General features: G+C 59.6%; 20 protein-coding genes. 8 read left to right on the top strand and 12 right to left on the bottom strand.

Annotated elements, in window-relative coordinates; translation table 11 throughout:
* Nucleotides 1-316 precede the first annotated feature (316 nt).
* From mltG to aspS, 6 genes are all read right to left on the bottom strand, one after another.
* Nucleotides 317-1477: an endolytic transglycosylase MltG gene (gene mltG, locus HBA49_RS05405; protein ID WP_005521006.1), complete on the bottom strand. Its 1161-nt coding sequence runs from the start codon at nt 1475-1477 to the stop codon at nt 317-319.
* Between the two features lie 62 nt (nt 1478-1539).
* Nucleotides 1540-2064, bottom strand: coding sequence for a Holliday junction resolvase RuvX (ruvX, locus tag HBA49_RS05400; protein WP_005526427.1), 525 nt, complete (start codon nt 2062-2064; stop codon nt 1540-1542).
* A gap of 286 nt (nt 2065-2350) precedes the next feature.
* A complete protein-coding gene (alaS, locus tag HBA49_RS05395; protein WP_005526115.1) occupies nt 2351-5020 on the bottom strand; it encodes an alanine--tRNA ligase in 2670 nt (889 codons plus the stop codon).
* A gap of 70 nt (nt 5021-5090) precedes the next feature.
* On the bottom strand, nt 5091-6446 hold the full coding sequence (locus HBA49_RS05390) for a replication-associated recombination protein A (RefSeq protein ID WP_005526025.1): 1356 nt from the start codon (nt 6444-6446) through the stop codon (nt 5091-5093).
* Nucleotides 6443-7696, bottom strand: a complete 1254-nt coding sequence (locus tag HBA49_RS05385) for a phosphotransferase (RefSeq protein ID WP_005525914.1) — start codon at nt 7694-7696, stop codon at nt 6443-6445. The genes HBA49_RS05390 and HBA49_RS05385 overlap by 4 nt, the downstream gene beginning before the upstream one ends.
* Nucleotides 7697-8043: 347 nt before the next feature.
* On the bottom strand, nt 8044-9825 hold the full coding sequence (gene aspS, locus HBA49_RS05380; protein ID WP_005526514.1) for an aspartate--tRNA ligase: 1782 nt from the start codon (nt 9823-9825) through the stop codon (nt 8044-8046).
* Nucleotides 9826-10121: 296 nt separating this feature from the next.
* Between aspS and ypfJ the strand changes: the two genes are divergently transcribed.
* Entirely contained in the window at nt 10122-10982 is an 861-nt protein-coding gene (ypfJ, locus tag HBA49_RS05375) for a KPN_02809 family neutral zinc metallopeptidase (RefSeq protein ID WP_005526315.1), read from the top strand.
* 46 nt (nt 10983-11028) lie between these two features.
* On the opposite strand, the gene HBA49_RS05370 is transcribed toward ypfJ, so the two are convergent.
* Together HBA49_RS05370 and HBA49_RS05365 are read right to left on the bottom strand one after the other, a co-directional pair.
* Complete coding sequence (locus tag HBA49_RS05370; RefSeq protein ID WP_005520991.1) at nt 11029-13053, bottom strand: YhgE/Pip domain-containing protein; 2025 nt, start codon at nt 13051-13053, stop codon at nt 11029-11031.
* Nucleotides 13050-13799, bottom strand: a complete 750-nt coding sequence (locus tag HBA49_RS05365) for a P-loop NTPase family protein (protein ID WP_112767215.1) — start codon at nt 13797-13799, stop codon at nt 13050-13052. The genes HBA49_RS05370 and HBA49_RS05365 overlap by 4 nt, the downstream gene beginning before the upstream one ends.
* Before the next feature lie 78 nt (nt 13800-13877).
* On the opposite strand from HBA49_RS05365, the gene HBA49_RS05360 reads away from it, so the two are divergent.
* From HBA49_RS05360 to HBA49_RS05345, 4 genes are read left to right on the top strand one after another with little or no spacing between them, the layout of a single operon-like run.
* Entirely contained in the window at nt 13878-14609 is a 732-nt protein-coding gene (locus tag HBA49_RS05360) for a hypothetical protein (protein ID WP_225866124.1), read from the top strand.
* A 10-nt stretch (nt 14610-14619) separates the two neighbouring features.
* Nucleotides 14620-15993, top strand: coding sequence for an L-serine ammonia-lyase (locus HBA49_RS05355; RefSeq protein ID WP_005526523.1), 1374 nt, complete (start codon nt 14620-14622; stop codon nt 15991-15993).
* A gap of 43 nt (nt 15994-16036) precedes the next feature.
* Complete coding sequence (locus HBA49_RS05350; RefSeq protein WP_005526611.1) at nt 16037-17146, top strand: ATP-binding protein; 1110 nt, start codon at nt 16037-16039, stop codon at nt 17144-17146.
* Nucleotides 17143-17703: a GNAT family N-acetyltransferase gene (locus tag HBA49_RS05345; RefSeq protein ID WP_005526288.1), complete on the top strand. Its 561-nt coding sequence runs from the start codon at nt 17143-17145 to the stop codon at nt 17701-17703. Before HBA49_RS05350 ends, HBA49_RS05345 begins: the two co-directional genes overlap by 4 nt.
* Here the strand turns inward: HBA49_RS05345 and hisS are convergent.
* The 3 genes from hisS to tpx all read right to left on the bottom strand — a co-directional run bounded on the left by hisS (nt 17677) and on the right by tpx (nt 20197).
* Nucleotides 17677-18957: a histidine--tRNA ligase gene (hisS, locus tag HBA49_RS05340; RefSeq protein ID WP_005525996.1), complete on the bottom strand. Its 1281-nt coding sequence runs from the start codon at nt 18955-18957 to the stop codon at nt 17677-17679. The two genes, HBA49_RS05345 and hisS, sit on opposite strands and share 27 nt — an antisense overlap.
* A gap of 32 nt (nt 18958-18989) precedes the next feature.
* A complete protein-coding gene (locus HBA49_RS05335) occupies nt 18990-19628 on the bottom strand; it encodes an MBL fold metallo-hydrolase (RefSeq protein ID WP_005520983.1) in 639 nt (212 codons plus the stop codon).
* A 71-nt stretch (nt 19629-19699) separates the two neighbouring features.
* Nucleotides 19700-20197: a thiol peroxidase gene (gene tpx / locus HBA49_RS05330; protein ID WP_005525536.1), complete on the bottom strand. Its 498-nt coding sequence runs from the start codon at nt 20195-20197 to the stop codon at nt 19700-19702.
* A gap of 94 nt (nt 20198-20291) precedes the next feature.
* Here tpx and HBA49_RS05325 point away from each other — a divergent pair, with 94 nt between their 5' ends.
* The 3 genes from HBA49_RS05325 (at nt 20292) to HBA49_RS05315 (ending at nt 22373) form a co-directional block, all read left to right on the top strand.
* Nucleotides 20292-21146, top strand: a complete 855-nt coding sequence (locus HBA49_RS05325) for a peptidylprolyl isomerase (RefSeq protein ID WP_005526604.1) — start codon at nt 20292-20294, stop codon at nt 21144-21146.
* Between the two features lie 313 nt (nt 21147-21459).
* Complete coding sequence (locus HBA49_RS05320; RefSeq protein ID WP_005526453.1) at nt 21460-21792, top strand: hypothetical protein; 333 nt, start codon at nt 21460-21462, stop codon at nt 21790-21792.
* A gap of 245 nt (nt 21793-22037) precedes the next feature.
* Complete coding sequence (locus tag HBA49_RS05315) at nt 22038-22373, top strand: hypothetical protein (protein ID WP_005526191.1); 336 nt, start codon at nt 22038-22040, stop codon at nt 22371-22373.
* A gap of 87 nt (nt 22374-22460) precedes the next feature.
* Here HBA49_RS05315 and HBA49_RS05310 read toward each other — a convergent pair whose 3' ends face one another.
* Nucleotides 22461-24752 carry a RelA/SpoT family protein gene (locus HBA49_RS05310; protein WP_005526318.1) on the bottom strand — a complete coding sequence of 764 codons (2292 nt, stop codon included), beginning with the start codon at nt 24750-24752 and terminating at the stop codon, nt 22461-22463.
* Nucleotides 24753-24893: the final 141 nt, after the last annotated feature.

The following is a 24893-nucleotide window of genomic DNA, read 5'->3' as shown; positions in this document are numbered from 1 at the left end:
ACTTATTTATAGGTAGCTGGAAAAATATTTTTCTAAAAAGTTAGACATAACAGATACATACGCTATAAGAATAATTAGCACTTTTGCCACATTAATCCCAGGTGATTCCGCCCCAGTGCTGGTCACGACCTTGCCGATTTCTAACCACCAGCTAAATGTACGATAATAAAATCCATTATTGGCCCTTATAGGGCACATACCCCCATTCCCCCGCCATCCCCGGGCCCCCTAGGGCAGAAACCGCGAAACAAGGACCGTACCGGAGCAAACCGGCACGGTCCTCATCACCATAATAACTGGTCAGACCACCTACGGGCTATTGGCGCCTGGAGTTCAGCACATCGCCTTTTTGCGCTTCCTCCACCGCGGCCAGGTGCTGCTCATACGTGTCAGAGAACACCGTCCGACCATTCTTGTCAACCGTCACGAAGAAGAGCCACTTACCTTCCTCTGGGTTTTCCATTGCCTCAATCGCCTTGATTGATGCTGACGCAATGGGAGTTTCCGGCAAGCCTTCCTTCGCGTACGTGTTCCATGGGGTCTGCCGATTCCGGTCCGCATCGGTGGTGGCAACCTCAACCTCGGGCAGATCATAGTTCACTGTGGAGTCGAACTCTAGTTTCATTGGTTTGTGCAACCGATTGAGGATTACGCGGGCGACCTTACCGAAGTCATTTGCCGGCGCTTCCCGCTCCACAAGCGATGCTGCCGTCAATAACTCGTAGGGACTCAACCCAATTACCTGGGCTCGACTCTCAATATTGGTCTTCTGATATTCCTGGGCGGACTTAGTAATGAGGTCTTTGAGGATCGCCTTAGCGTCACTCTTGGGATCAATCGTGTACTCCCCCGGCGCGATCAAACCTTCCAAGCGTTTCGGGTCAGCCCCGCGGCGGGTCACTGGTTCAATTGCCCAGGCTGGGACCCCTAATTCTTGCAGATTAGCTGTCGAGGCTTCTTGTTGTAGTGCTTCGATAGTGATGCAATGGTCGGAGTTTTCGAAGCACGTTACTTTGGAGATCTTGGAGAAGATGCCGTAGCGTACATCGTTTTCGCCGCCGCCGACGCCTTTGACGTCCATGAGTCCGTCGCCGCCGTTGACCGCGAGTGCTTCAATTTTGTTCTTGGGATCAAGGAGTGCCGCGAGGGCGGCTTTCACGCTCATTTCGTGTTGCAGCCGGTACACCCCGGGTTTGAAATTGCTCGCATTAGGGTTGTTATATGTCGCAGTTTGGAACACAGATTCGTTTGCGATAATGCCCCGTTGTTTCAGTTCTGGCCCTAGCTCGGAGAGGGTTTGGCCGTCTTTCACTGTGATGAGTTCGTATTGGCCGTTACCGCTCCCCTTATAGTCACGCGTCGAGGTGGTAGCTAACTGTGTGCCTATGTATATTGCAGCTCCGAGAAGAAGAATCAAGGAGGCGAGCAGGACTGCTGCGCCACGTTGACGTCGCTTGACGTATTTCACCTTGCGCATAAGTATTCGAGGCTCTCCTTGTGTTTGATAACTTTTCCGTTACGATTTTACTGTTCTTGGTGTTATGGTGCCGACAGGGGTGGTGTCCTGTGCAGATAATTCGTTCGTCCGTCGAGCCAAGATTGGAGAATCTCCACGGCAGCGGCCTGATCTATGATTTTTCGGCCGGATTTTTCACTAACCCCACTCGCGCGTAGTGCCTGATGTGCTACTACGGTTGATAGCCGTTCATCGGCCATTCGGACGGGGATTGATAACTCTAGTCCTTGGAGGCGACGGTTGATGCGGAAGGCGATTTCTTTGGCGTGTTTGACGCTTTTGGAGCCGTTGCCTTTGAGGTCGCGGGGTAAGCCGACGATGACTTCGACAACGTTGTTGTCTGTGATGAGGGTGATGAGTCGGTCAATGTCGGACTTGTCGCGGTCTTTGAATCCGGTTTCGCGTTTGATGGTTTCTAGGGGCATGGCGAGGGTGGCGTCGGTTCCAGAGAGTGCGACACCGATGCGCACGGTTCCTACGTCAACGCCGAGGCGGCGTCCGGGCCCGGGGTCATGAACGCCGGGTTGGTCTGGTGTTATCGGTGCCATGCGTAGCCTTTCGTGGTGGGTGGGGGTAAAAGGTTATGAGCCGATAGTTAACCGTACTCGAATATTGTGACTGTGGAGTACATTATGGGCGAATTGGGGAAAACCCGTGGTGCGGCGGTAGTAATGCACGCCGCCTATAACCTTAGGCTCTTAGTCTAACGGCGGGGCACTGTTGCGGAAAATCGACGGTGGTGTTTGTGCCTCCCGTACCCCCTGTGTAGCGGGTTTTCATAAGGAAAACGGGTGTCCTCCCGTGTGGGAGAAGCACCCGTTTTGTGCCGTGGGGTTAGAGGGTGGCGATGTGGTCCGAGGCGGCTTTCAGGCCTTCAGGTAGGCCGTCGGGGTTACTGCCGGAGCCTTGGGCCATGTCGGGTTTTCCGCCGCCACGGCCATCGATATAGGGATTGAGGGTTTTCACGATGGTGCCGGCGTTTGCGCCGCGGGCGATGGCTTCTTTAGTTGCGGCCACGACGAATGGTACTTTGCCGTCGCTTGTCGACGACGCGAGGAGCACCACTCCGGCTTCCCCGGCAAGGTGGTTTTTCACATCTGCCGCTAGGGTGCGTAGGTCACCGGCGGTGGTGCCGTCGGGGAGTACCGCGGATGCCACGGTGATGCCGTTGGGCAGGTGGGCGCGGGCCACCAGGCGACTGCCTTGGGCGAGGAGTTCGGCTTTGCGGAGGTTTTCGATGGTTTTTTCCGCTTCTTTGAGTTTTGTTGTGAGTTGGGCGATACGGTCTGGTACTTCCGCGGATGGTGCTTTGAGTGCGGAGGCCAGGCCGGCCACGAGGGTGCGTTCCTTGCTGAGGTATTTGAAGGAGTCCAGGCCGGAGTAGGCTTCGATGCGGCGGGCCCCGGAGCCGATGGAGGATTCACCCAGGATGGATACGGGCCCGATTTGGGAGGAATGGGCGACGTGGGTGCCGCCGCAGAGTTCCATGCTGAAGGGGCCGCCGATTTCGACGACGCGCACAATGTTGCCGTAGTTTTCGCCGAAGAGGGCCATTGCGCCCATGGTTTTGGCTTCGTCCAGGGTGGTTTCGATGGTGTTGACTTGCCAGTCGGCGTCTACTGCCTGGTTGGTGATGAGTTCGATGTGTTCCAACTGTTCCGGGGTGAGTTGTTCCGTGTAGTTGAAGTCAAACCGTAGGTAGCCGGGTTTGTTCATGGAGCCGGCCTGGACTGCGGTGGGGCCTAGGACTTCGCGGAGGGCGGCGTGAATCAGGTGGGTGGCGGAGTGTGCCTGGCGGGCGGCGTGCCGCCAGGCGGGGTCGACGGCTGCGGTGACGGTGTCACCGAGGGCAAAGCCGCCGGTTTCCACGGTGGCCCGGTGAACCCAGAGTTTTTTGCCGATTTTTTGCACGTCGTTGACTCGGAGCAGACTATCACCCAGGGTCATGGTGCCGCGGTCGCCGATTTGGCCGCCGGCTTCGGCGTAGAAGGTGGAGGCGTCGAGGATGACTTCAACATCGTGACCGGCCGATACTTCGGATACTTTTTTGCCGTCGCTGAGCAGGCCGATCACGTGGGATTGGGCGGTGAGTTCGTCGTAGCCGATGAATTCGGTGGGGTGGTTGTCTACCCAGTCGCGGTAGATAGACAGGTCTGTGTGCCCGTGTTTTTTCGCCTGGGAGTCGGCTTTGGCCCGGGCCCGTTGTTCGGCCATGAGTTTGTCGAAGCCTTCGGTATCGACTTGGAGCCCGGCTTCGGCAGCCATTTCCAGGGTGAGGTCGATGGGGAACCCGTAAGTGTCGTGCAGGGCGAAGGCGTCCGCGCCGGCAACGGTGGTTTTGCCTTCTTGTTTGATTTTTGCTGCCGTGGTTTCGAAGAGTTCGGTGCCGGATTCGAGGGTTTTTAGGAAAGCGGTTTCTTCGGTGATGGCGACACGTTGGATGCGTTCCCGGTTGTCAGCAATCTCCGGGTAGGAGGGGGTCATGGTGTCCATGATGGTGTTCATGAAGCTTTCCATGGTTTTGCCGGTGGCGCCGAGGAGCCGGGCGGATCGGATGATGCGGCGGAGGAGTCGGCGCAGGATGTAGCCGCGGCCTTCGTTGCCGGGGGTGACGCCGTCGAGGATGATCATCATGGCGGTGCGGGAGTGGTCGGCGATGACCCGGAACCTGATGTCGTCTTCGTGGTTGGCGCCGTAGGTGGCGCCGGTGAGGCGTTGGGCTTCGTCGATGACGGGCCGCAGGAGGTCGGTTTCGTAGACGTTGTCGACGCCTTGGAGGAGGCAGGCGATTCGTTCCACGCCCATGCCGGTGTCGATGTTTTTCTTCGGCAGGGGGCCGAGGATTTCGAAGTTGTCTTTGCCGGTGCCGGCGCCGCGTTCTTTCTCCATGAACACGAGGTTCCAGATTTCCAGGTAGCGGGAGTCGTCGGCGGCGGGGCCGCCTTCGTTGCCGTATTCGGGGCCGCGGTCGTAGTAGATTTCGGAGGAGGGCCCGCAGGGGCCGGGGATGCCCATGGACCAGAAGTTGTCGGCCATTCCGAGGCGTTGGATGCGTTCGGCGGGGATGCCGACTACGTTTTCCCAAATGTTGGCGGCTTCGTCGTCGTCAAGGTACACGGTGACCCAAATTTTTTCGGGGTCGAAACCGTATCCGCCTTCGTCGATGGGGCTAGTCAGGAGCGACCAGGCGTGGGTGATGGCGCCTTCTTTGAAGTATTGGCCGAAGGAGAAGTTGCCGGCCATTTGGAAGAATGTGTTGTGGCGGGTGGTAATGCCAACTTCCTCAATATCCAAAGTTCGAACACACTTTTGGATGCTTGTGGCGGTGCCGTTAGGAAACGGCGGCGTCTGCTGACCCAAGAAATACGGCTTAAACGGCACCATGCCCGCATTGACAAACAACAGGTTGGGGTCGTCAAGAATCAACGACGCGCTGGGCACCGCCTCATGCCCAGCCTTAACAAAATGATGAGTAAAACGTTCCCGAATCTCGTGGGTCTGCACAGTGGTTAAAGTCCTTACACTATTGTCCAGTTTCGCCCCCACACCCATGGTCTGGAGGCACATAATTTGGTTACTTTAGCACTTCGCCTCGAATTAATGCTCGTAGCTTTTCGACGACCCCAGCCAGGCGGCCCTCGTTTCCCCGCATCGTCGGCTGGTAATATGTCACCCCAGCTAAACTGTCGGGTAAATACTGTTGCGCCACCACCCCGTGGGGATCGTCGTGCGGATACACATACCCCACCGCATTCCCTAAATCCTGGGCACCGGCGTAATGCCCATCCCGCAAGTGCGGCGGCACCACCCCGGACTTTGCCGCCCGCACATCCCCCATCGCTTGGTCAATCGCCACATACGCCGCATTCGACTTCGGTGCGGTGGCTAAATAGATTGTGGCCTCCGCCAGGGGAATCCGCGCCTCCGGCATGCCGATAAGCTGCACCGCCTCCGCCGCGGCCACCGCCACCGATAATGCTTGCGGGTCTGCCAACCCCACATCCTCCGCGGCCGCGATCACCAGCCTGCGGGCCACAAACCGGGGGTCCTCCCCCGCCACCAGCATTCGGGCTAGATAGTGCACCGCCGCATCCACATCCGAGCCCCGGATCGACTTAATGAATGCGCTCGCCACATCGTAGTGCTGGTCCCCATCCTGGTCGTAGCGGACCACCGCCCGGTCAATATTCGCAGCCACCACGTCCACCGACAGCTCGCCCCCGTCCGGCACCGACTCCGCGGCCGCCTCCAGGTACGTGAGGCTGCGCCGCGCATCGCCCCCAGACAATGCCACCAGCTGGTCAATCGCCGCATCCGATGCGGTAATCCGACCCCCGAGGCCCCGCTCATCCACCAGCGCCCGCCGCAGCACCGCCCGTACCGACGCATCATCGAGCGACTCCAGCTTCACAATCAGCGACCGCGATAATAGCGGCGCCACCACGGAAAAGCTCGGGTTTTCCGTGGTCGCCGCGACCAGCAACACCACCCGGTTTTCCACCGCCGCCAACAGTGCATCCTGTTGGGTTTTGGAAAACCTGTGCACCTCGTCGATAAACAGCACCGTCGACATGCCCTGGATCAGGTCGCGCCGGGCCTGGTCGATGACGGCCCGTACTTCTTTCACCCCGGAGTTCAGTGCGGAAAGGCCCACGAATTTTCGGGCGGTGGCCTGCGAAATGAGGGAGGCTATGGTGGTTTTGCCCGTGCCGGGCGGCCCGTAGAGGATCACGCTGGCGTCACCGGAGCCCTCGATGAGGCGGCGCAGCGGTTTCCCGGCAGCCAGCACGTGGTCTTGGCCTGCCACTTCGTCCAGGCTGCGGGGCCGCATGCGGGCGGCCAGGGGCGCGGTGGGGCTCACCGCGAAATAGTCCCCGCCCGAAGACCCGGTCCCACCTGTGGGGGCGTCGAAAAGCGCGCCGTCGGTCATGACTCCAGTCGTTTCAGCACGTCGCGGGCGAATTCCCTTACCACCGCAAACCGGGGGTCGGTGCTGCAGGCCGCGAACCGTTCCAGGGATTCAAACGTGTCATACAGGTCGAGGCGAATCAGCCGCATGTCGTCCTCATCCGGCGGCAGGGCCTCACCGGAGAGTACCTCGGTGGCCCAGGGCGCACTGGACTCCACTAACCCCGCGATCAGGTCCTCGCTATCTTTTCCGATTAACTGTTCGAATTGTTCGTTATCCATGTCAAAATGCATAAACGCCATCGAGGAAAAACACCAGGCGATCATCGCCGCCAGAATGCGGGCATTCAACCGCTGCCGATTCTTCACATTCGGCCAGATTCCCTCCACTTCCTGCACCCACGACTCGATGAACACGTCGGATTCGTTATCGGAGATGGGTCTAGTCGCCAGGTTTTGGGGGAAGCCCGACACCACGCAGGCCACGTCGAACGCCGCGTCGCGGAATCCCGCCCACTCATAGTCAAGAAAGTATGTTCGATCGGAAACGATGATGTTTTCTGGTGCTAAGTCAAACGGGGTGAACGCCCGATGCTGCCCCGACACCAGCCGGCGAATCGCCTCGGCCGCAAACTCGTGCACCACGTCCGGCACCGGCACACCCGCCGCCGCAACCAACCGCTCCCCCACCGTGATTGCCGCAGTCAACATGTGCTCCCGGTACTTATTGAAGCTGCGCAGGTGGGAATGTTTTGACAGCATGCGGGTCAATAGCACCCGAAAGTCCGATTCTTTATCGGCCGTACCTGCGTGCATTTTTCCGATCGCCCTCCCCAACGAACGCAGTAATTCCACCCGGTGCTTCGGCGTGGATCCCATGAGCAGTTCCGCGAACGTGTCACCATCGCCAGCATCGGTAATGACCAGGATTTTCTTCTCCACATCGTGGGCGAGCAGCACCGGGCCAGGCCGATTATCCTCGTTCATGCTGGTCGTGAACTGGTAGGCCACTATTTCCCGAATCAGATTGACCTGCTCCGAAATGTTCCCCACCCCCGGCACGTATTTTAAGACCACGGATCGTTGTTGCAGGAAGGGCGACGGCATCACCCTGGCACGTAAAACCACTGCGTTACCGGAACCGGACAGCACTTTCACCTCGGTGAGTACTTGGTTACCACCAAACCGTTGCGACAATAATGCCTCACCGGTTGCGACAATGTCGTGGATTAGTGTGTCATGGACGAATCCCCGACCAGGGCTAGCATTCATCAGGTTGCGACCTTTTATTGTAAAAATTGGATGTTTAGGAAAGTATCAATATTTTGAGCAGCCCAGTGCGGAAGCCAAACATGTTTGGCACCCAACGAGGCTGCAGCCAAAACCGTAACCAGCGTAAGCGGGCCAATAATAAACGAGCCTACTTGAAGGTTTCCTCCCAAAGTAGGCTCGTTACTTAAGACCAAGCGAAGAATCTCTTACCCAAAACTCAAAAACCCGGCAAATCGTACCGGCCAATACCGCCACCGCCGATGCCGATGCCAGCACCACCGCCCCAATAATGCAGGTCATCATGGTGATATTGGCGCTGGCGACGGTGGCGCCGCCGCGGCTAGTTCTTAGGATTTCTTGGGCTTAAAATCCACGCCGGTCTCTTTACGCTGCTGCGCCGAGATGGGTGCCGGGGCGTCCGTCAATGGGTCCACGCCGCCACCCGACTTGGGGAACGCGATCACGTCCCGGATGGAATCGAACCCGCCAAGCAGAGAGACAATGCGGTCCCAGCCCAGGGCCACACCACCGTGCGGCGGGGCCCCGAACGCAAACGCATCGAGCAGGAACCCAAACTTTTCCTGCGCCTCTTCCTCGGTGATACCCATCACCTTAAACACGCGTTCCTGCACGTCACGGCGGTGAATACGGATCGAACCGCCGCCGATTTCGTTGCCGTTGCACACAATGTCGTAGGCGTTCGACAGGGCACTGCCCGGATCGGTGTCGAAGGTGTCGAGGCATTCGTCCGTGGGGGCGGTAAACGCATGGTGCACCGCCGTCCAGGCGGAATGGCCCAGGGCCACATCGCCGGAAGCCTTGGCCTCGGCGGAGGGTTCGAACATGGGTGCGTCAACCACCCAGGTGAACGCCCAATCCCCCTCCTTGATGAGACCAAGCTTGCGGGCGATCTCGCCCCGGGCGGCCCCCAGGAGGGCGCGGGACGCCTTGGTTTCGCCGGCGGCGAAGAAAATGCAGTCACCCGGCTGCGCCCCCACGTGGGCGGCAATGCCGTTCCGTTCCGCATCGGACAGGTTTTTCGCCACCGGGCCGCTGGCCTCGCCGTCTTCCCCAATCAGAATGTAGGCCAGGCCTTTTGCACCCCGCTGTTTCGCCCATTCCTGCCAGGCATCCAACTGCCGGCGCGGCTGAGATGCGCCACCGGCCATGACTACGGCACCCACGTATTCGTTTTGGAACACTCGGAACGGGGTGTTGCTAAAGAACTCGGTGCACTCCACCAGTTTGATATCGAACCGCAGGTCGGGCTTATCGGAACCATAGTCCCGCATGGCCTCCGCATAGGTCATGCGGGGAATCGGGGTGGGGATGGTGTAACCGATCAGCTGCCACAGCGCGACCAGGATTTCTTCCACAATGGCGATGATGTCCTCTTGGTCGACAAAGCTCATTTCCATGTCGAGCTGCATGAATTCGGGTTGCCGGTCGGCCCGGAAGTCCTCATCCCGGTAGCAGCGGGCCAACTGGTAGTAGCGTTCCATGCCGGCCACCATGAGCAGCTGTTTAAACAGCTGGGGGGATTGCGGCAGGGCGTACCAGGAGCCGGGCTTGAGCCGGGCCGGCACCACAAAGTCGCGGGCTCCCTCCGGGGTGGAGCGGGTCAGGGTGGGGGTTTCGATCTCCACAAAATCATGCTTTTCCAGCACCCGGCGCGCCGCCTTATTAGCTTCCGAACGCAGCCGGAGGGCACCGCCTTGGGCGGGTCGGCGCAGGTCCAGGTAGCGGTATTTGAGGCGGGTTTCTTCGCCCACTTCGCCGCCTTTGGCGGTGTCGTCGATTTGGAATGGGAGGGCGGCTGCTTCGTTGAGGACGTCGAGTTCGGTCACGTTGACTTCGATGTCGCCGGAGGCCAGGTTGGGGTTTTCCGAGCCTGCGGGGCGGGCTTCAACCACCCCGGTGACTTTGATGCAGAATTCGCTGCGGAGGTGGTGGGCGGTTTCCGCGACGGCGGGGTCGCGGAAGACGACTTGGGCGATGCCGGAGGAGTCCCGAAGGTCGATGAAGATCACACCGCCGTGATCTCGTCGGCGGGCCACCCACCCGGTTAAGGTTACGGTTTGGCCAGCGGTTTCCTTGCGGAGGTCCCCTGCGAGATGAGTGCGCAGCACGGCACCAAATCCTTTCAGTCGTGAAATCGTTCTTTTGTGTTGAGTGCACTGTTGGAATGCTGGGTAAAGATACTACCCTGTGTTGGTGCTGAATCACAGATAGTATCGAGTTGTTTATGGTTAGTGGATTGGTAAGGTTGGGGTTTTTGGTTGGGTTGGATTGGGGTGAAGGTTGGGGAAAAATACGGCCGGAGCGGGGGTGATTCGCGGGTGTGGTGGGGGTAAAACCCGGAAGGCAACATTAAGCAGGTTTGATAGGTGGTGTTTGGGGTGGTGGGCATGGAAAAATAGAGTCCATGACTTTTAAACCTGATGTGCCTCTAGAAGAAGATCGAGTAAAAACTTCGGGCAACCGGGGGTTGGTGATTGGGGGTAGTAGCATTGGCGCGCTGATTCTGGCGGGCATTTTGTGGTATTTGGGGGTGGATCCGAGCCAGTTGCAGGATGTGTTGGGGACGGGTGATGCGTCGACGAGCCAGTCGACGTCGGGACTGGCACATTGTAAGACGACCAATGAAGCGAACAAATATGCAGAGTGTCGAATAAAGGCTACGGCACAATCGCTGGATAGGGTGTGGGGTCAACAGCTGCCAGAGCAGGCAAAGCTGCAGTACAAGAGGCCAGAGGTGATCGTTTTCACTAACTCCACTAGGTCGGGGTGTGGGGTGGCGTCGTCGGCGACGGGCCCGTTTTATTGCCCCACGGATCAAACGGCGTATTTCGATGTGTCGTTTTTTGACCAGTTAAAGAATTATGGCGCGACAAATACGCCGTTTGCGCAGGAATATATTGTGGCGCACGAGTTTGGGCATCATATCCAGAAACTGCAAAACACGTTGGGCATGTCGAATTATAACGAGCCTGGCCCGGAGTCGAATGCGGTGAAGATCGAGTTGCAGGCGGACTGCTACGCCGGGGTGTGGGCTTACCACGCGGAGCGGGATCCCGAGGACAATAAGGTGTCGTTGCAGTCGATTACTGAAGAGCAGCTGGCGGGGGCGATTAATGCGGCCCGGGCGGTCGGTGACGATAACATTCAGCAGCGTTCCGGCGGCGAGGTGCGCCCGGACACGTTTACGCATGGCACGTCTGAGCAGCGGCAGGAGGCGTTTTTGGCCGGGTACCACACGGGCCAGATGTCGAGCTGTCCCCTGTAGCTGCCCACCGCTGCTTTGCGACGGGCGCCGCTGGTGGTTATTCGGACTAGAGGGAGACTTCGGGGCGGAAGTCTTTCATTTGCCAGCGGCGGTCCCGGTAGGCGGAGAGTATGGATGCGGTGAGAAACAGGGTGAAAATAATGATGAGGGCCAAAAGTGCTTGGGGGGCGCGGTGGTCGTAGAGGGCTTCGGTGCCGAAGATCATGCGGCGGAGCAGGTTGACGGAGTAGGTCATGGGGTCGATGGTGTGAAACCAGCGTAGTGGTGCCGGTTGGGTTTCGGGCGGGTAGAGGCCGCCTGAGGAGACGATTTGCAGGGTCATGAGGGCGAGGCACAGGACCCGGCCCACGGTGACGCCGAAAATGTTGTTGAGGCCTTGGGTGATGGTGATGAAGGTGACGGCGATGAGGCACATGCTGGCCCAGAGCCCGAGTTCGTTGATGGCGTGCAGGCCTAAGGCGAAGCGTTGGACGAGGAACATGATGGTGGCTTGGGTGATGCCCACGATGGCGGCGGGCAGGTAGGCGGCGAGGACGGCGCGGAGGGGGATGGCCCCGGAGTCGATGGCGCGGCGGTTGCGGGGGTGCAGCAGCATGAAGGTGACGGTGGCGCCGAGGAAGAGGCCGATGGAGATGAACATGGGGGTGAGCCCCATGCCGAATATGCCGAGGCTGTCCTTGGGGGTGTTTTCCGCGACGGGGGTGGAGAAGTTTTTTGCGGCGCCGTCGGCGAAGGCGGGGACTTTTTGGGCGCTTTCGTTGAGTTTGAGGGCGAGTTCCCCCATGCCGTCGTCGAGGGTGACGAGCCCGTCGGCGAGTTGGCGGGCTCCGGAGGTGAGTTGTTCGGATCCTTCGGCGAGTTTGGAGGTGCCGTCGGCAAGTTTTTTGGTGCCGAGGACGAGGCGTTGGGAGCCGTCGGAGAGTTTGTGGAGGCCTTCGGAGAGTTGGCCGGCGCCGTCTGCAGCCTTGTTGATGCCACCCCGGTATTCGGCGTTGGGGTCGGTGAGTTGGCGGTGGAGTTCGCTGGCGCCGTTGGCGAGTTTGGTGAGTTGGCTGAGCGGGTCGGTGCCGTCGGGGTTGGGGGTGGCGGGGATGCCGTTGGTTTGGATGGTGGTGATGGTGGCGTCGATTTGGTCGGCGAATTGGTTGGTTTGGGGCAGGTTGAGGCCCCGCACCTGGCCGGAAAGGTTAATGAGGAGGGTGAGGAGTTGTTGTTGGGTTTGGGCGAGCGTTTGGGCGGGGCCGACCACCTGGTTGACGCCGTTGCTGATTTGGCCGGCGCCGGCGCCGAGTTTGTCGGTGGCGTCGGTGAGTTTGGTGAGCCCGTCGGCGAGTTGGCTGGCAGCATCATCGGCGGTGCCGAGGTTGGTGGCGAGCGTTTGGGCGCCCTGGTCGAGTTCGGCTGCGCCGTCTTTGGCGGTTTTGAGGTTGTCGCCTAGTTGTTTGCTGCCGTCGGCGAGTTTGCCGGAGGCGTCGCGGGCTTTGCCTGAGCCTTCCTTAAGTTTGGCGGCACCATCCCCGGCCTTGTGGAGGCCCTGGTCGATGGTGCCGAAACCGACGAGCAACTGGTTGACCATTTGGCTGCCCAGGTTTTCGTTGATGGTGGCAAGCACCCGGGTGACGACCTGGTTGCCGAGGGCGGTGCCGAGCAAGCCGTTGGTGTTATTGAATACGGCGTTGAGGGTGGCTTGGTGCGGGGTGGGGGTGTTGGCGCTGGCCACGGCCTCGGAGAAGTCGGTGGGGAGTTCGATGGCGAAATAGTAGGTGCCGTTGGCGATGCCTTCGCGGGCGTCGTCGGGGGTGACTTGGTAAAAGTCGACGGCTTTGGATTCTATGAGCTTGTCGACGATTTGGTCGCCGGCTACCGTGTGTTTGCCCTTTATCATGGCGCCCTTGTCGGAGTTGACGAGGGCGACGGGAAGCTTATTGAGGTGCCCGATGGGATCCCAGTAGCTCCACACAAAGAGCCCGCCGAAGAGGAGCGGCAGAAGCATGACGACGCTGAGGGCGATGGGTGGGAGTTTACCGCGACCGAAGCGGCGAAGTTCAGTACCGATGTGGAGGAGGCTCATTGGTTCACCGCCGTGATCTGGTAGGTGTCGGTTGTCAGGGTCACATGGTTGTGGCACAGGTAGGTGAAGTCGGGGTTGACGCTGGTGGCGATGACCGGTTTGAGCTGGGAGTAGTCGCGGAGTTTCACGAGGAGTTTATTGCGGAGCTCCATGCTACGCAGCTGGTCGATGTCGTCCACGATGAGCAGGTCGGCGTCGGGGCGGGCCATGATGGCGAGCAGGATGCGAAGCACCAGGCGGCTCAAGGTGTCGAGTTCCCCAACCAGGGTGGTGGCGTCGTCGTTGGTCATGGTGAAGCCGAGAAGTTCGGCGGCCTGGGTGTAGGAGGGGATGTTGTCGATGCTGCGGGGGGTGGGTTTCCACCAAGGTTGGTGCCAGGCGGCTTGTTCCCGGATAACCGCCCGGACGGTGACGAGGCGTTCTAGACTGTCGATTTCGGGCACCCCGGCCAGGGCGATGTGCTGGAAACGGCGGCGATCATCACGATAGGCGCGCCCATCAGGGGCGGTGATCGTGATGCGGCCGCGGCGAGGCCGCATGCGCCCGGCGAGGGTCATGCTTAATGTGGTGGATGCTTGTTCTCGCCCGGTGTGGATGAGGGTGAGCCCGGCCGCTGGAATGGTGAAGTCGGTGAATTTTGTGCCGGAGATGACTTCAAGGTTGGTGACGGTCATAATGTCCGGGATTTCTGTGTCGGTTTCCAATACGATCACCTGTTGCCTGATGTTTGTGCGCTCATGTGCCACCTATTGTTCACTCCACGTTGAATTTTGTCACGTTTTGCATTACCCGCCTCAAGAATGCAAAAGAATATGCTGGGGTGGGTGATAGATTCTCGCACACATCAGCATCGGGCATTCCCGTTTTTAGCAGCGTTTAACGAGATTGAGGAGTATTTACGCCGGGCATTAGACGCGCACCACCACACGTCGTTTAGCACCATGGTGCGGCAGGCGGAACGGGATGAGATTATCACTGCCGACCAGGCGGATGATCTTTTAGAGCTGGCGGACCTGCGGAACGCGATCAGCCATGGCCGGTATGGGAGGCAAAACCAGCCGATTGCGGAGCCGAACCCTGACACGGTGCTCACCATCACCAAGATTCGGGACGAGCTGCTTCAGCCGGTGTCGGCGTTGCAGCTGGTGCGGGCCGGGCGGGTGACGATTTACCGGCCGAATGCCACCATTGGGGAGCTGGTGGCGGCGTCGCATGGGAAATACCCGGTGTATTCGGAGGGAAAATTTGTAGCGCTACTTACCAACGGTGACATTGTGGCGTGGCTTGCCGCGCGGCGACCCCAGAATGGTCGGCAGATGACGATTGACCTCCGCACCCCCATATCGAGGCTGCTCTCTGAGGTGGGTGCGGCAACCCAGTGCGTGTTTGTTGCCAAAACCGCGGCGCCGCAGGTGGTGATTCGCGCCATGACTACCCCGGTCGGCGGGCATCTGCCGCGGGCCGTGATTATCACCGAGTCGGGGCGGCCGCATCAAAAACCTTTGCGGATCATTACGGGAACGGAATTGGCTTTGCTTATTGAAAAGCGCAGTTAGAATAAGAATTATGACCATTAGTATCGTGGACTTATTTAGTGTGGGCATTGGGCCGTCATCGTCGCACACGGTGGGCCCGATGCGGGCGGCAACAACGTTCATGGCCGACGTGCGCGCGGGCATTGGCGGGTCCGATCCGCACACAGTAACGGTGATTTTGCACGGGTCGCTGGCGGCAACCGGACGGGGCCACGGCACGGACCGGGCCGTACTGTTGGGGCTACAAGGGTGCGACCCGGCGACGGTGAGTCCCACACACCCGCCGGTGCCGGGGACGATCATTCCCCCGGTGGGGGAAATCGGCGGAATCGAATACGAAATTGTTTTCGACCCCACCGCCCTGCCGGAGCACCCCAACGGCATGACCTTTATCAGCGGCGACTATCGGCGCCGCTATTTTTCGGTAGGAGGCGGGTTTGTGCTCACCAGCAAGGAACTGGCAGCACGGGACGCAAACGCCGCCGGTGCAGCCGCCGCCGCGCAGAACATCACACTCCCCTACCCGTTTCAAACCTGCGGGGAATTATTGGCCCAATGCCGGGCGCACGACATGAGCATTCCCGACATCATGGCAGCAAACGAAACCGTCATCCACGGCACCGATGAAACACACATTCGACACATAGACACGGTATGGGAGACCATGCAGGGGTGCGTGACCGCCGGCATTAACACCCCCGGCATGCTCCCGGGTGGGTTGCAGGTGACCCGCCGGGCGCCCCGACTGTACCAGCGGCTTTTGGCCGCCCAATTCAGCTACGCGGGGGATGCATTGTCCGCGATGGAATGGGTGAATTTGTTTGCCCTGGCGGTGAACGAGGAAAACGCGGCTGGCGGCCGGGTAGTGACCGCGCCCACCAATGGGGCCGCCGGGGTGATACCGGCGGTGATGCACTACGTGCGGGACTTTCGGCCCCCATTCACCCCGGACCGGGTACGCGAATTCCTGCTGGCCGCGGGGGCAATCGGCATGCTCATCAAAGAAAACGCGAGCATCTCCGGCGCAGAGGTGGGCTGCCAAGGCGAGGTCGGGTCGGCGGCAGCCATGGCGGCGGCCGGCCTGTGCCAGGTGCTGGGCGGCACCCCAGAGCAGGTGGAAAACGCGGCGGAAATCGCCCTGGAACACAACCTGGGGCTAACCTGCGACCCGGTGGGCGGGCTCGTGCAAATCCCCTGCATCGAACGCAACGCCATCGCCGCGGTGCAGGCGGTGAACGCTGCCCGCCTGGCCTGCCTGGAAACCGGCATCCACCGGGTGAGCCTTGACGAGGCGATCCTCACCATGGCCGCCACCGGCCGGGACATGATGAGTAACTATAAGGAAACCGCCATGGGCGGGCTGGCGGTCATTTTAGGGCTGCCGGTAACCGTCACGGAGTGTTAAGCGCTTTTCGACGCCCACCTATCGGTTACACTGGCCGGTAGTTATGAATCAACAGTACCGTAACCAGTTCCGTCCCAGCTTCGGCATGTCACCCCTCTACCTTGCCGGCCGGGACGAATGGATTCGCTCGTTCCACCTCGGACTTTTCGAACCAGGCAACCCCATCCGCGCCTCCCTGGTGTGGGGACCACGTGGCATTGGGAAAACCGTGCTCCTCAACGAATTCGAAGACATTGCCGCACAATATGGGTGGATTGTGTTGCGGGCCGACCCGCGACAAGACATGATCCACCACCTCATGCACACCGTCATTCCCCGAGCGGTGACGGACCCGGCGTCGAAAAGCAGCCGCAAAATCACCGGCATCACCATCGCCGGCCTGGGCGGCGTCAACATGACGGTCGAGCACGCAACCAGGCCGGAGCCGACCCTCAACACCATGCTGCGAGACCTACTCCGCGCCGTCGACGGGGTGCTCATCACCATTGACGAGGTGCAGTCGGTGCCCATTGAGGAAATGCGGGAACTCGCCACCACCATCCAGGATCTACGCCGCGACGACCTCAATATTGCGTTCAGCGGCGCCGGCCTGGTGCAGGGAATCAACGACCTCATGAACCATCCCGGCATGACGTTTCTGCGCCGCGCCGAAACCATCCAACTCGACATGGTCACCGACAGGGACGTGGCCACCACGCTGCGGGAAACCATGGATGAGGGCGGCAAACAATTCGACGAGGCCGGGTTGGTGGCAGCGACGGCGCTCACCCGCGGCTACCCGTACCTGATCCAGGCGGTCGGATCGCTGCTGTGGGCGCAGGCCGAAATCGACCACCACAACCAGGTCACCGCCGACACCGTGGCCAAGATCCACGACGACGTCATCTACCGCATGGGCCACCAAGTACACCGCCCCGCCCTCGCACACTTGAGCGAACGGGAGCTTGATTTTCTGCACCACATGGCGGCCCTCGGGCCCGAACCCGCCAGCACCAGCAAAATCGCCGACCGCATGGGGCTCAAAGCCAACGTGGCATCGCAAACCCGTGCGAAACTACTCAATCGGGAACTCATCGCCGTGCCCGCCCGTGGCAAGGTGGAATTCACCCTCCCCTACCTGCGCGAATACCTTCTAGAGGGGAGAATCCTATGATGAACACCCCCATGCTGCGGCCCCCCTTCGAATGGCCCATCCCCACCCCGGAGCTCAAAGACGAGCACGTGATTCTCCGCGACGTGTCACTGGCGGACGTCGACGAGATCGTAGCCAACGCGGTCGACCCGGAAACCACAAAATACCTGCACATCCCCAGCGCCTACACCCGGGCCGACGCCGAAGAATTCGTGAAAAAATCCGAGGTACGGTGGGCGTATGAAGACCCAACGGAGGTCGGCCGGATGGCCGGGATCATCACGCTCCGACCGCACCACCTGGGATCCCACAGCATATCCATGAGCTACAACACCCACCCGTGGGCGCGCGGCCGGGGCCTCACAACCCGGGCGGTCCGGCTCGCCGCCACCTGCGCCATTAACGCCGGGGTAGATCGGATTGTGGTGCTCACTCGGGCCACCAACACGGCATCGCGCCGGGTGGCGGAGCAGTCAGGGTTCGTGTTCGAAGGGATCGCCCGGGGGGCCGAACTGCACCGGGATGCCCGCTACGACGTGGCCCAGTATGGGCTACTGGCCACGGACGTGGTGCCCTAGGGTTTCCGCCACCTGGCCCAGGGGCACATCGGTTTGGGTGTGGTCGACCAGGTTTTTGACGGCCACGATACCGGCGTCGAGTTCCCGATCCCCGAGCACCAGGGCGAACCGGGCCCCGGCCCGGTCGGCGCCCTTCATGGCCCCCTTGAGGCCCCGATCCCCGTAGCTCATGTCGGCGCGAATGCCGGCGGCCCGAAGCTCATTGATGAGGGTGAGCAGCCGCCGCTTGGCCGGGGCGCCCAGGGCAACACCGTACACATCAACCCGGGCCGGGTCCGCCACCTGGGTGTGTTCGGCCTCCAGCGCCAGCAGAGCCCGGTCGACGCCCAGGCCGAACCCGATGCCGGACAGTTCCTGGCCACCGAGCTGGGCCATGAGCCCGTCGTAGCGGCCGCCACCGCCGATGCCGGATTGGGCCCCCAACCCATCGTGGACGAATTCGAAACAGGTCTTGGTGTAGTAGTCGAGGCCCCGAACCATGCGCGGGTTAATAACATAGGTGACGCCCAAATCGTCGAGGCAGCCGGTCACCGCTTCGAAGTGCTCCCGGGCCTGGGGGGACAGATAGTCCAACATGAGGGGGGCGTCCGCGGTGAGTTCTTGAACCTCGGGGCGTTTGTCGTCGAGGACCCGCAGCGGATTGATTTCGGCGCGGTGGCGGGTGGCGTCGTCGAGGGGCAGCTTCAGGAGGAATTCCTGCAGTTTTTCCCGGTAGGCGGGCCGGCAGGTGGCATCGCCCAGGCTGGTGAGCTCCAAGCGGTAGTCTTTCAACCCAATGCTGCTGAAGCACCGGTCGGCCAGGGCAATCACCTCGGCGTCGAGGGTGGGATCGTCCACGCCAATGGCCTCCACTCCCACCTGTTGGAGTTGCCGGTATCGGCCGGCCTGGGGCCGTTCGTAGCGGAAAAACGGCCCATAATATCCGAGTTTGACGGGCAGCTGGCCCCGATCAAGATTGTGTTCGATGACCGCGCGCATGACGCCGGCGGTGCCTTCCGGCCGGAGGGTCACGGAGCGGCCACCCCGGTCAGCGAAGGTGTACATTTCTTTGGACACCACGTCGGTGGATTCCCCAACCCCGCGGGCAAACAGGGTGGTGTCTTCGAAAATGGGCAGCTCAATGTGTTCGTAGCCGGCTAGCCGGATGTGATGCGCAAAGGTGTCGCGCACGGCGATGAATTGCGCGGAGGCTGGCGGAACATAGTCGGGTACCCCCTTGGGGGCGGAAATCTTATTGAGCTTCTTATCGGTCACAAATGACTACTTTAACATTGCCCGGCATCGGGCTATGCGTAGTCGGCGAGGAATGGATTGCTGCGTTTTTCGGCCCGCACGGTGGTGGTGGCCCCATGCCCGGGAAGAACCTGGAGGTCGTCGGAAAGCCCCATGACCTGTTTGCTGAGGGTGTTATCCATGTCGGCGGGGGAAGAATCGGCCAGGTCGGTGCGACCAATGCTGCCTTTGAAGAGGACGTCACCGGTGAAGGCCACGGCGTCACCAACCAGCATGACGCTGCCAGGCGAATGGCCGGGGGCGTGTTTGATGACCAGGCGCATTTCCCCAATGTCAAGTGTGTCTTCATGTTGGTAGAACCGAAGATCCGCGATGGGGGTCATGTTTTTGGTGTCGAATAATATGAGGGACTCCGGGGACACGCCGGAACCGTCGGTGAGCATGAAGGCGTCCGCCTCGTGAATATAAACGGGGATGCGGTACCGGGCGGCCAGGATGCCGGCATCCCGGGTGTGGTCGATATGCCCGTGGGTCAAGAGGATGCGTTCGGGCTCAATGTGGTGTTCAGTGAAATAGTCAATGAGGTGGGTGGCGGCGTGCATGCCTGGGTCGATAATGGTGGCATGTTCGCCGTCAACCAGCACATAACAATTGGTTTTATAGGGGCCGGTGGCAAAACCTAGGATTTCCATGCGGTTTAGCCTAACAGTGCCACCGGCAGGGTTGTTAGTAGCGCAATGCCACCATCAAGAACACCGCCGCGTTACTTCAGGGCGGCGATAGCTGCCTCGTAGTCGGGTTCCGAACCGATCTCTTCAACGAGTTGGGTGTACACAATCTTTCCGGTGGCGTCGACCACAATGATGGCACGGGCCAGCAGGCCAGCCAAAGGCGTGTCGGTGAGGGTCAGACCGAAGTCGGCACCAAACGAGGAACGGAAGGCAGAGCCGACAACAACATTATTGATGCCTTCGGCACCGCAGAACCGGCCCAGGGCGAACGGCAGATCGTGGGAAACACACACCACGGTGGTGTTGTCCAAGCCGGCGGCTTCCTCATTGAAGCGGCGCACGGAGGTGGCACACACGCCCGTGTCGATGGAGGGAAAAACGTTGAAGATCACCCGGGTTCCGGCAATGGTGTCGTTGGTAATGTCGGCCAGAGTGGCGTCGACAAGCGAAATGTTAGGAAGGGTAGTGCCCAATGCGGGCAGGTCACCAATAGTATGGGCGGGTTCGCCATGAAAATGAACTGTAGCCATGCGACCACCTTACATGAGACCGTTGCATTTGGTTTTTTGCTTGGGTTAAGGTTGATAGCTGTACTATTTCTCGCGTGTAAGGATAAGTGTAAGGGTGAGCGATAATAATCAACGCCGCAAAGCTGCGATGCAAAGCCTGGATAAGGAAATCAAGTCCCGCGACCGGGCGGAGAAAATGAAGCCACTGGGTGTGGTAACAGCCGCCGCCGTGGCAATTGTGGTCATCGTGGGCGGCATAATTTTTGCCACCAAATACACCGGGAATGAGCATAAGCAAGACCAGGCGGCGTCGCAAAGCACAACCGCAGCTACGCCGGAGGTGCGACCGCTCACCATGAAGCGGGCAAAGGCATTGGGCGACACCGTAACCTGCAAATATGACAAGAACGGCGAGGCCGCGAAGGAAGTATCGCTGCCGAAAACCGAACAGGTGTCGGCAAAGGGCACGGCCAAGGTCAAGCTGACCACCAACGAGGGCGAGGTAGACATGGAGCTCGATCGGGCGGCATCACCGTGCACGGTCAATGCGATCACGCACCTGGCAGAATCGGGCTATTACAACAATACGGTATGCCACCGTCTCACCACCGCCGGCATTAAGGTGCTGCAATGCGGCGACCCGACCGGTACCGGCTCCGGCGGCCCCGGATTCAAATTCGCCGACGAATACCCGGTGGATGAGGCATCAGGTGCCGCGGCCAATCAGCCGGTGAATTATCCGCGAGGCTCCATCGCCATGGCGAACTCGGGCGAGGGTACGAATGGTTCGCAGTTCTTCCTCAACTGGGGCGAATCGCCGCTGCCGCCGAAGTATACGTATTTCGGCAAGGTGTCAGACAAGGGCCTGGAAGTCTTGGACAAGATCGCCAAGAATGGCGTCGAGGGCGGCCAAGGTGACGGCAAACCGGCAAAGGAAGTCAAGATCGAATCGGCTACCGTGACCGGCTAGCGTATCGACGACCGGGCGGCCACTCCCACTATCGGGGTGGCCGCCCGGTTTTTTCGTCGCCCCCGTCCACCCCCATGGTGTGCCAAGTTGCAGTGGTTCTTTGCACACGTCAACACCATAAAATCAGCGGAAAATCCCAAAAATATAATGGTTTCTTAATATATTAACTGGTGATATTCACCAAGTTTTTCTTGCTACTCGTACCCGAACGACATATCTTGTTGGTAGCGATCTTTCATGCATCAATTCGCTAACAATCCGTGTGAAAGGTTGACATCCTCATACTCTTCAAACTTGGAAAGTAGGCATTCACATGAAGCGTTTTATCCGCACGTCTATTGCTGCCGCCGCCGCAACAAGTCTCCTGATTTCAGCAGCACCAGCAATGGCTCAAGAGAGCAGCACTGCCACCTCTCTATCCAAGGAAACGACAACCTCCACGGCCACCACCAGTGAACACAAGTCGGAAGAACCGACTACCGAAAAAGACAAGGAAAAAGGCAGCGGGTTGCTGGAGGGCTTGACCGCTCTCTCCCGGGATGACAACGGTCTTTTGAACGCAAAGAAGGTCAAGGAGTGGTTGGATTTGATCAGCACCATCTTCAAGACCCTCACCAACGTTTTCAATATCACCAACAAATTCTAAAAATTGGCTAAACGGCGTGCGATAGTTGGGAATCGCACGCCCTCGACCACACTAGCGTAAAAGCACCCGAATTGGGGTAATAATTCGCTGGTGAAACACCATAATCAACCAGGGCATATCCTGAATTTCAGAACAAATGTACCAGTAGTTTAACCTGAGAATTCCCTTGCCCGCGTTGGTGAACTTCGCTAAACTTACCGAAGATTCATTCGCAAGACAGACTCCACACTGAAGGAATAACTCCAATGAAACTTTTCTCTCGTAAGGCTCTCCTGGCCGTTGCCACCGCTACCGCTGTCACCACCGGAGCCATGACCGCCCCCACCGCAATGGCCGAGCAGTCCAGCACCGCCGCTACCACCCAGTCCCAGGCCGCAGTCGCATCCACATCCCCTAGCGAAAGCGAAGATGCTAACTCCGGCAGTGGTGAGCTCCGCGGCATGTCCCGGGATGAGAAGACCGGCAAAATCTCCGCTAAGAAGATTGGTGAATGGATTGGTGTTATTGGCACCATCCTGACCGTCATCACCTCGGTCATCACCTTCATGGGCAAGATCCCGAACTTCAACTTCGGCCGGTAACCCCCAGCCCCAGCCGAGAGGTTCACGTCGAAAAGCCCCACCCGTAAGAGCAAGATCGGGTGGGGTTTTCTGCTGCCTACTATGCTTTTAACCGCCGGATGTCACCCGGTACACATCGAACACACCTTCGGTATTACGCAATTGAGTCATGAGCGACCCCAGCTGCTTCGTGTCCGACACCGTAAACGTAAACCGAATCATGGCAACCCGATCCTCCGAAGCGTGGGAATTCATGGCCACCACCGACACCCGCTGCTCATTAATCACCCGGGTGAGCTCCATCAACAACCCGGCGCGATCCAAAGCCTCAAGCTGCAATGTTGCCTGAAACACAGACTTGCCTTCCGACGCCCACGCCACCGACACCAACCGTTGCGGCTCCTGGCGGAGCTTTTCCGCATTAGTGCAGTCCGTTCGGTGCACCGACACCCCACCGCCGCGGGTCACAAACCCGAAAATGGAATCCCCCGGCACCGGCATACAGCACCTGGCTAACTTCGCCATGACATCCGGGCTGCCCTCTACCAGGATGCCGGAGCCGTTTTCTGACGCCTGCGATTTCGCCGTCACAAGCTCGCTGAAGGGGGTGCGGGCCACCAGGGTGTCGACCGCATCGTCGGCGTCCCCGAATGCCGCCATCAGCCGATTGGCCACGTGCTGAGCGGAAATGCCGCCCGCCCCGATCGCGGTGTAGAGCGCATCCACGTCCGCATAGTGCAATTCCGTGGCCACCGCCTTCATTGATTGGGCGGTAAAGAGTCGGTGGATTGGCAGCCCGCCGCGTTGCACCTCTGCGGCCAGCGCGTCCCGACCAGCTTCAAGAAATTCTTCCCGGCGTTCTTTGGCGAACCATTGGCGGATTTTTGCCTTGGCCCGGGGGGAAATCACGAATTCTTGCCAGTCGCGCGAGGGTCCCGCCTTGGGGTCTTTGGAGGTGAAAATTTCCACCCGGTCGCCCGATTTGAGTTTTGATTCCAATGCCACGAGTTTGCCGTTGATTTTCGCCCCGATGCATCGATGCCCTACCTCTGTGTGGACCGTGTAGGCGAAGTCGACTGGTGTGGCATCGACGGGCAGGTTCACCACATCCCCTTTGGGGGTGAACACAAAGATTTGTTTGCTGCTTAGGTCGTAGCGGAGGGAGTCGAGGAATTCGTTGGGGTCTGCTGCTTCTTTCTGCCAATCCAAGAGTTGGCGCATCCACGCCATTTGGTCGATTTCTGCTTGTTCCCCGGAGTGGCTTCCTTTGGTTTCTTTGTACCGCCAGTGGGCGGCAATGCCGTATTCCGCGTTGACGTGCATTTCGTGGGTGCGGACCTGTACTTCTAGTGGTTTGCCGCCGTCACCCATGACTGTGGTGTGGAGCGATTGGTACACCCCGAATTTTGGGGAGGAAATGTAGTCTTTGAATCGGCCGGGCATGGCTGCGAATAGGGAGTGCACCACCCCGATGGCTGCGTAGCAGTTGTTGAGATTATCGACGAGGATTCGTATGCCCACCAGGTCAAAGATTTCGTCGAAGTCTTTGCCGCGCATGACCATTTTTTGGTAGATCGACCAGTAGTGTTTTGGTCGGCCTTTGACCTCGGCATCAATGTTGTTTTCTTTGAGTCCTTGTTGGAGGATCGATATGATTTCTTGAAGGTAGCGGTCGCGTGAGGGGGCTCGGTCGGCGACGAGTCGCACCACTTCGTCGTATTTTTTGGGGTAGAGGATGGCGAAGGAGAGATCTTCGAGTTCCCATTTGACGCTGGACATTCCCAGGCGGTGTGCGAGGGGGGCAATGACGTCGAGGGTTTGGCGGGCTTTTTTGGCCTGTTTTTCTGGGGGGAGGAACCGCATAGTGCGCATGTTGTGCAGCCGGTCGGCTACTTTAATGACGAGCACCCGTGGGTCTTGGGCCATGGCCATGACCATTTTTCGGATAGTTTCCGCTTCCGCCGCCGCCCCTAGCGCTACCTTGTCGAGTTTGGTGACCCCGTCAACGAGGCGGGCTACTTCTTCGCCGAAGTCGTTGGTGAGGTCGTCGAGGGAGTATTCGGTGTCTTCGACGGTGTCGTGAAGCAGTGAGGCGATGATGGTGGTGGTGTCCATGCCGATTTCGGCGGCGATGGTGGCCACGGCCAGGGGGTGGGTGATGTAGGGGTCCCCGGATTTGCGGAATACGCCTTCGTGGAGGCGTTCTGCGGTGTCGTAGGCGCGGGAGAGAAGTTCCACGTCGGCTTTGGGGTGGAATTCCCGGTGGATGCTCAGGAGTGGTTCGAGGACGGGGTTGACTTTCACCCGGTTTCCGGTGAGGCTGCGGGCTAGGCGTGCCGACATGCTTCGCATCGTGTTGGAGGACTGTTTGGTGGTTTTGGTAGCCCGCGATGAGGTCATGGTGCTGTTCGCCTTTCTTGCCCGTGTATCTGGTTATTGTACTGCTTTGTTGGGTGTGTCAAGGAGTGCGGAACGCGAACCCATGAGGGGAGCGTTGTTGTGCTCTCTTCCGGGTTCGCGTTGCTGTGTGTTTGGGGCGCG

The organism is Corynebacterium matruchotii, assembly GCF_011612265.2.
Classification (GTDB): domain Bacteria; phylum Actinomycetota; class Actinomycetes; order Mycobacteriales; family Mycobacteriaceae; genus Corynebacterium; species Corynebacterium matruchotii.
The sequence above is the reverse complement of the archived record's forward strand: the minus strand, read 5'-3'. Positions and strand labels throughout refer to the sequence as shown.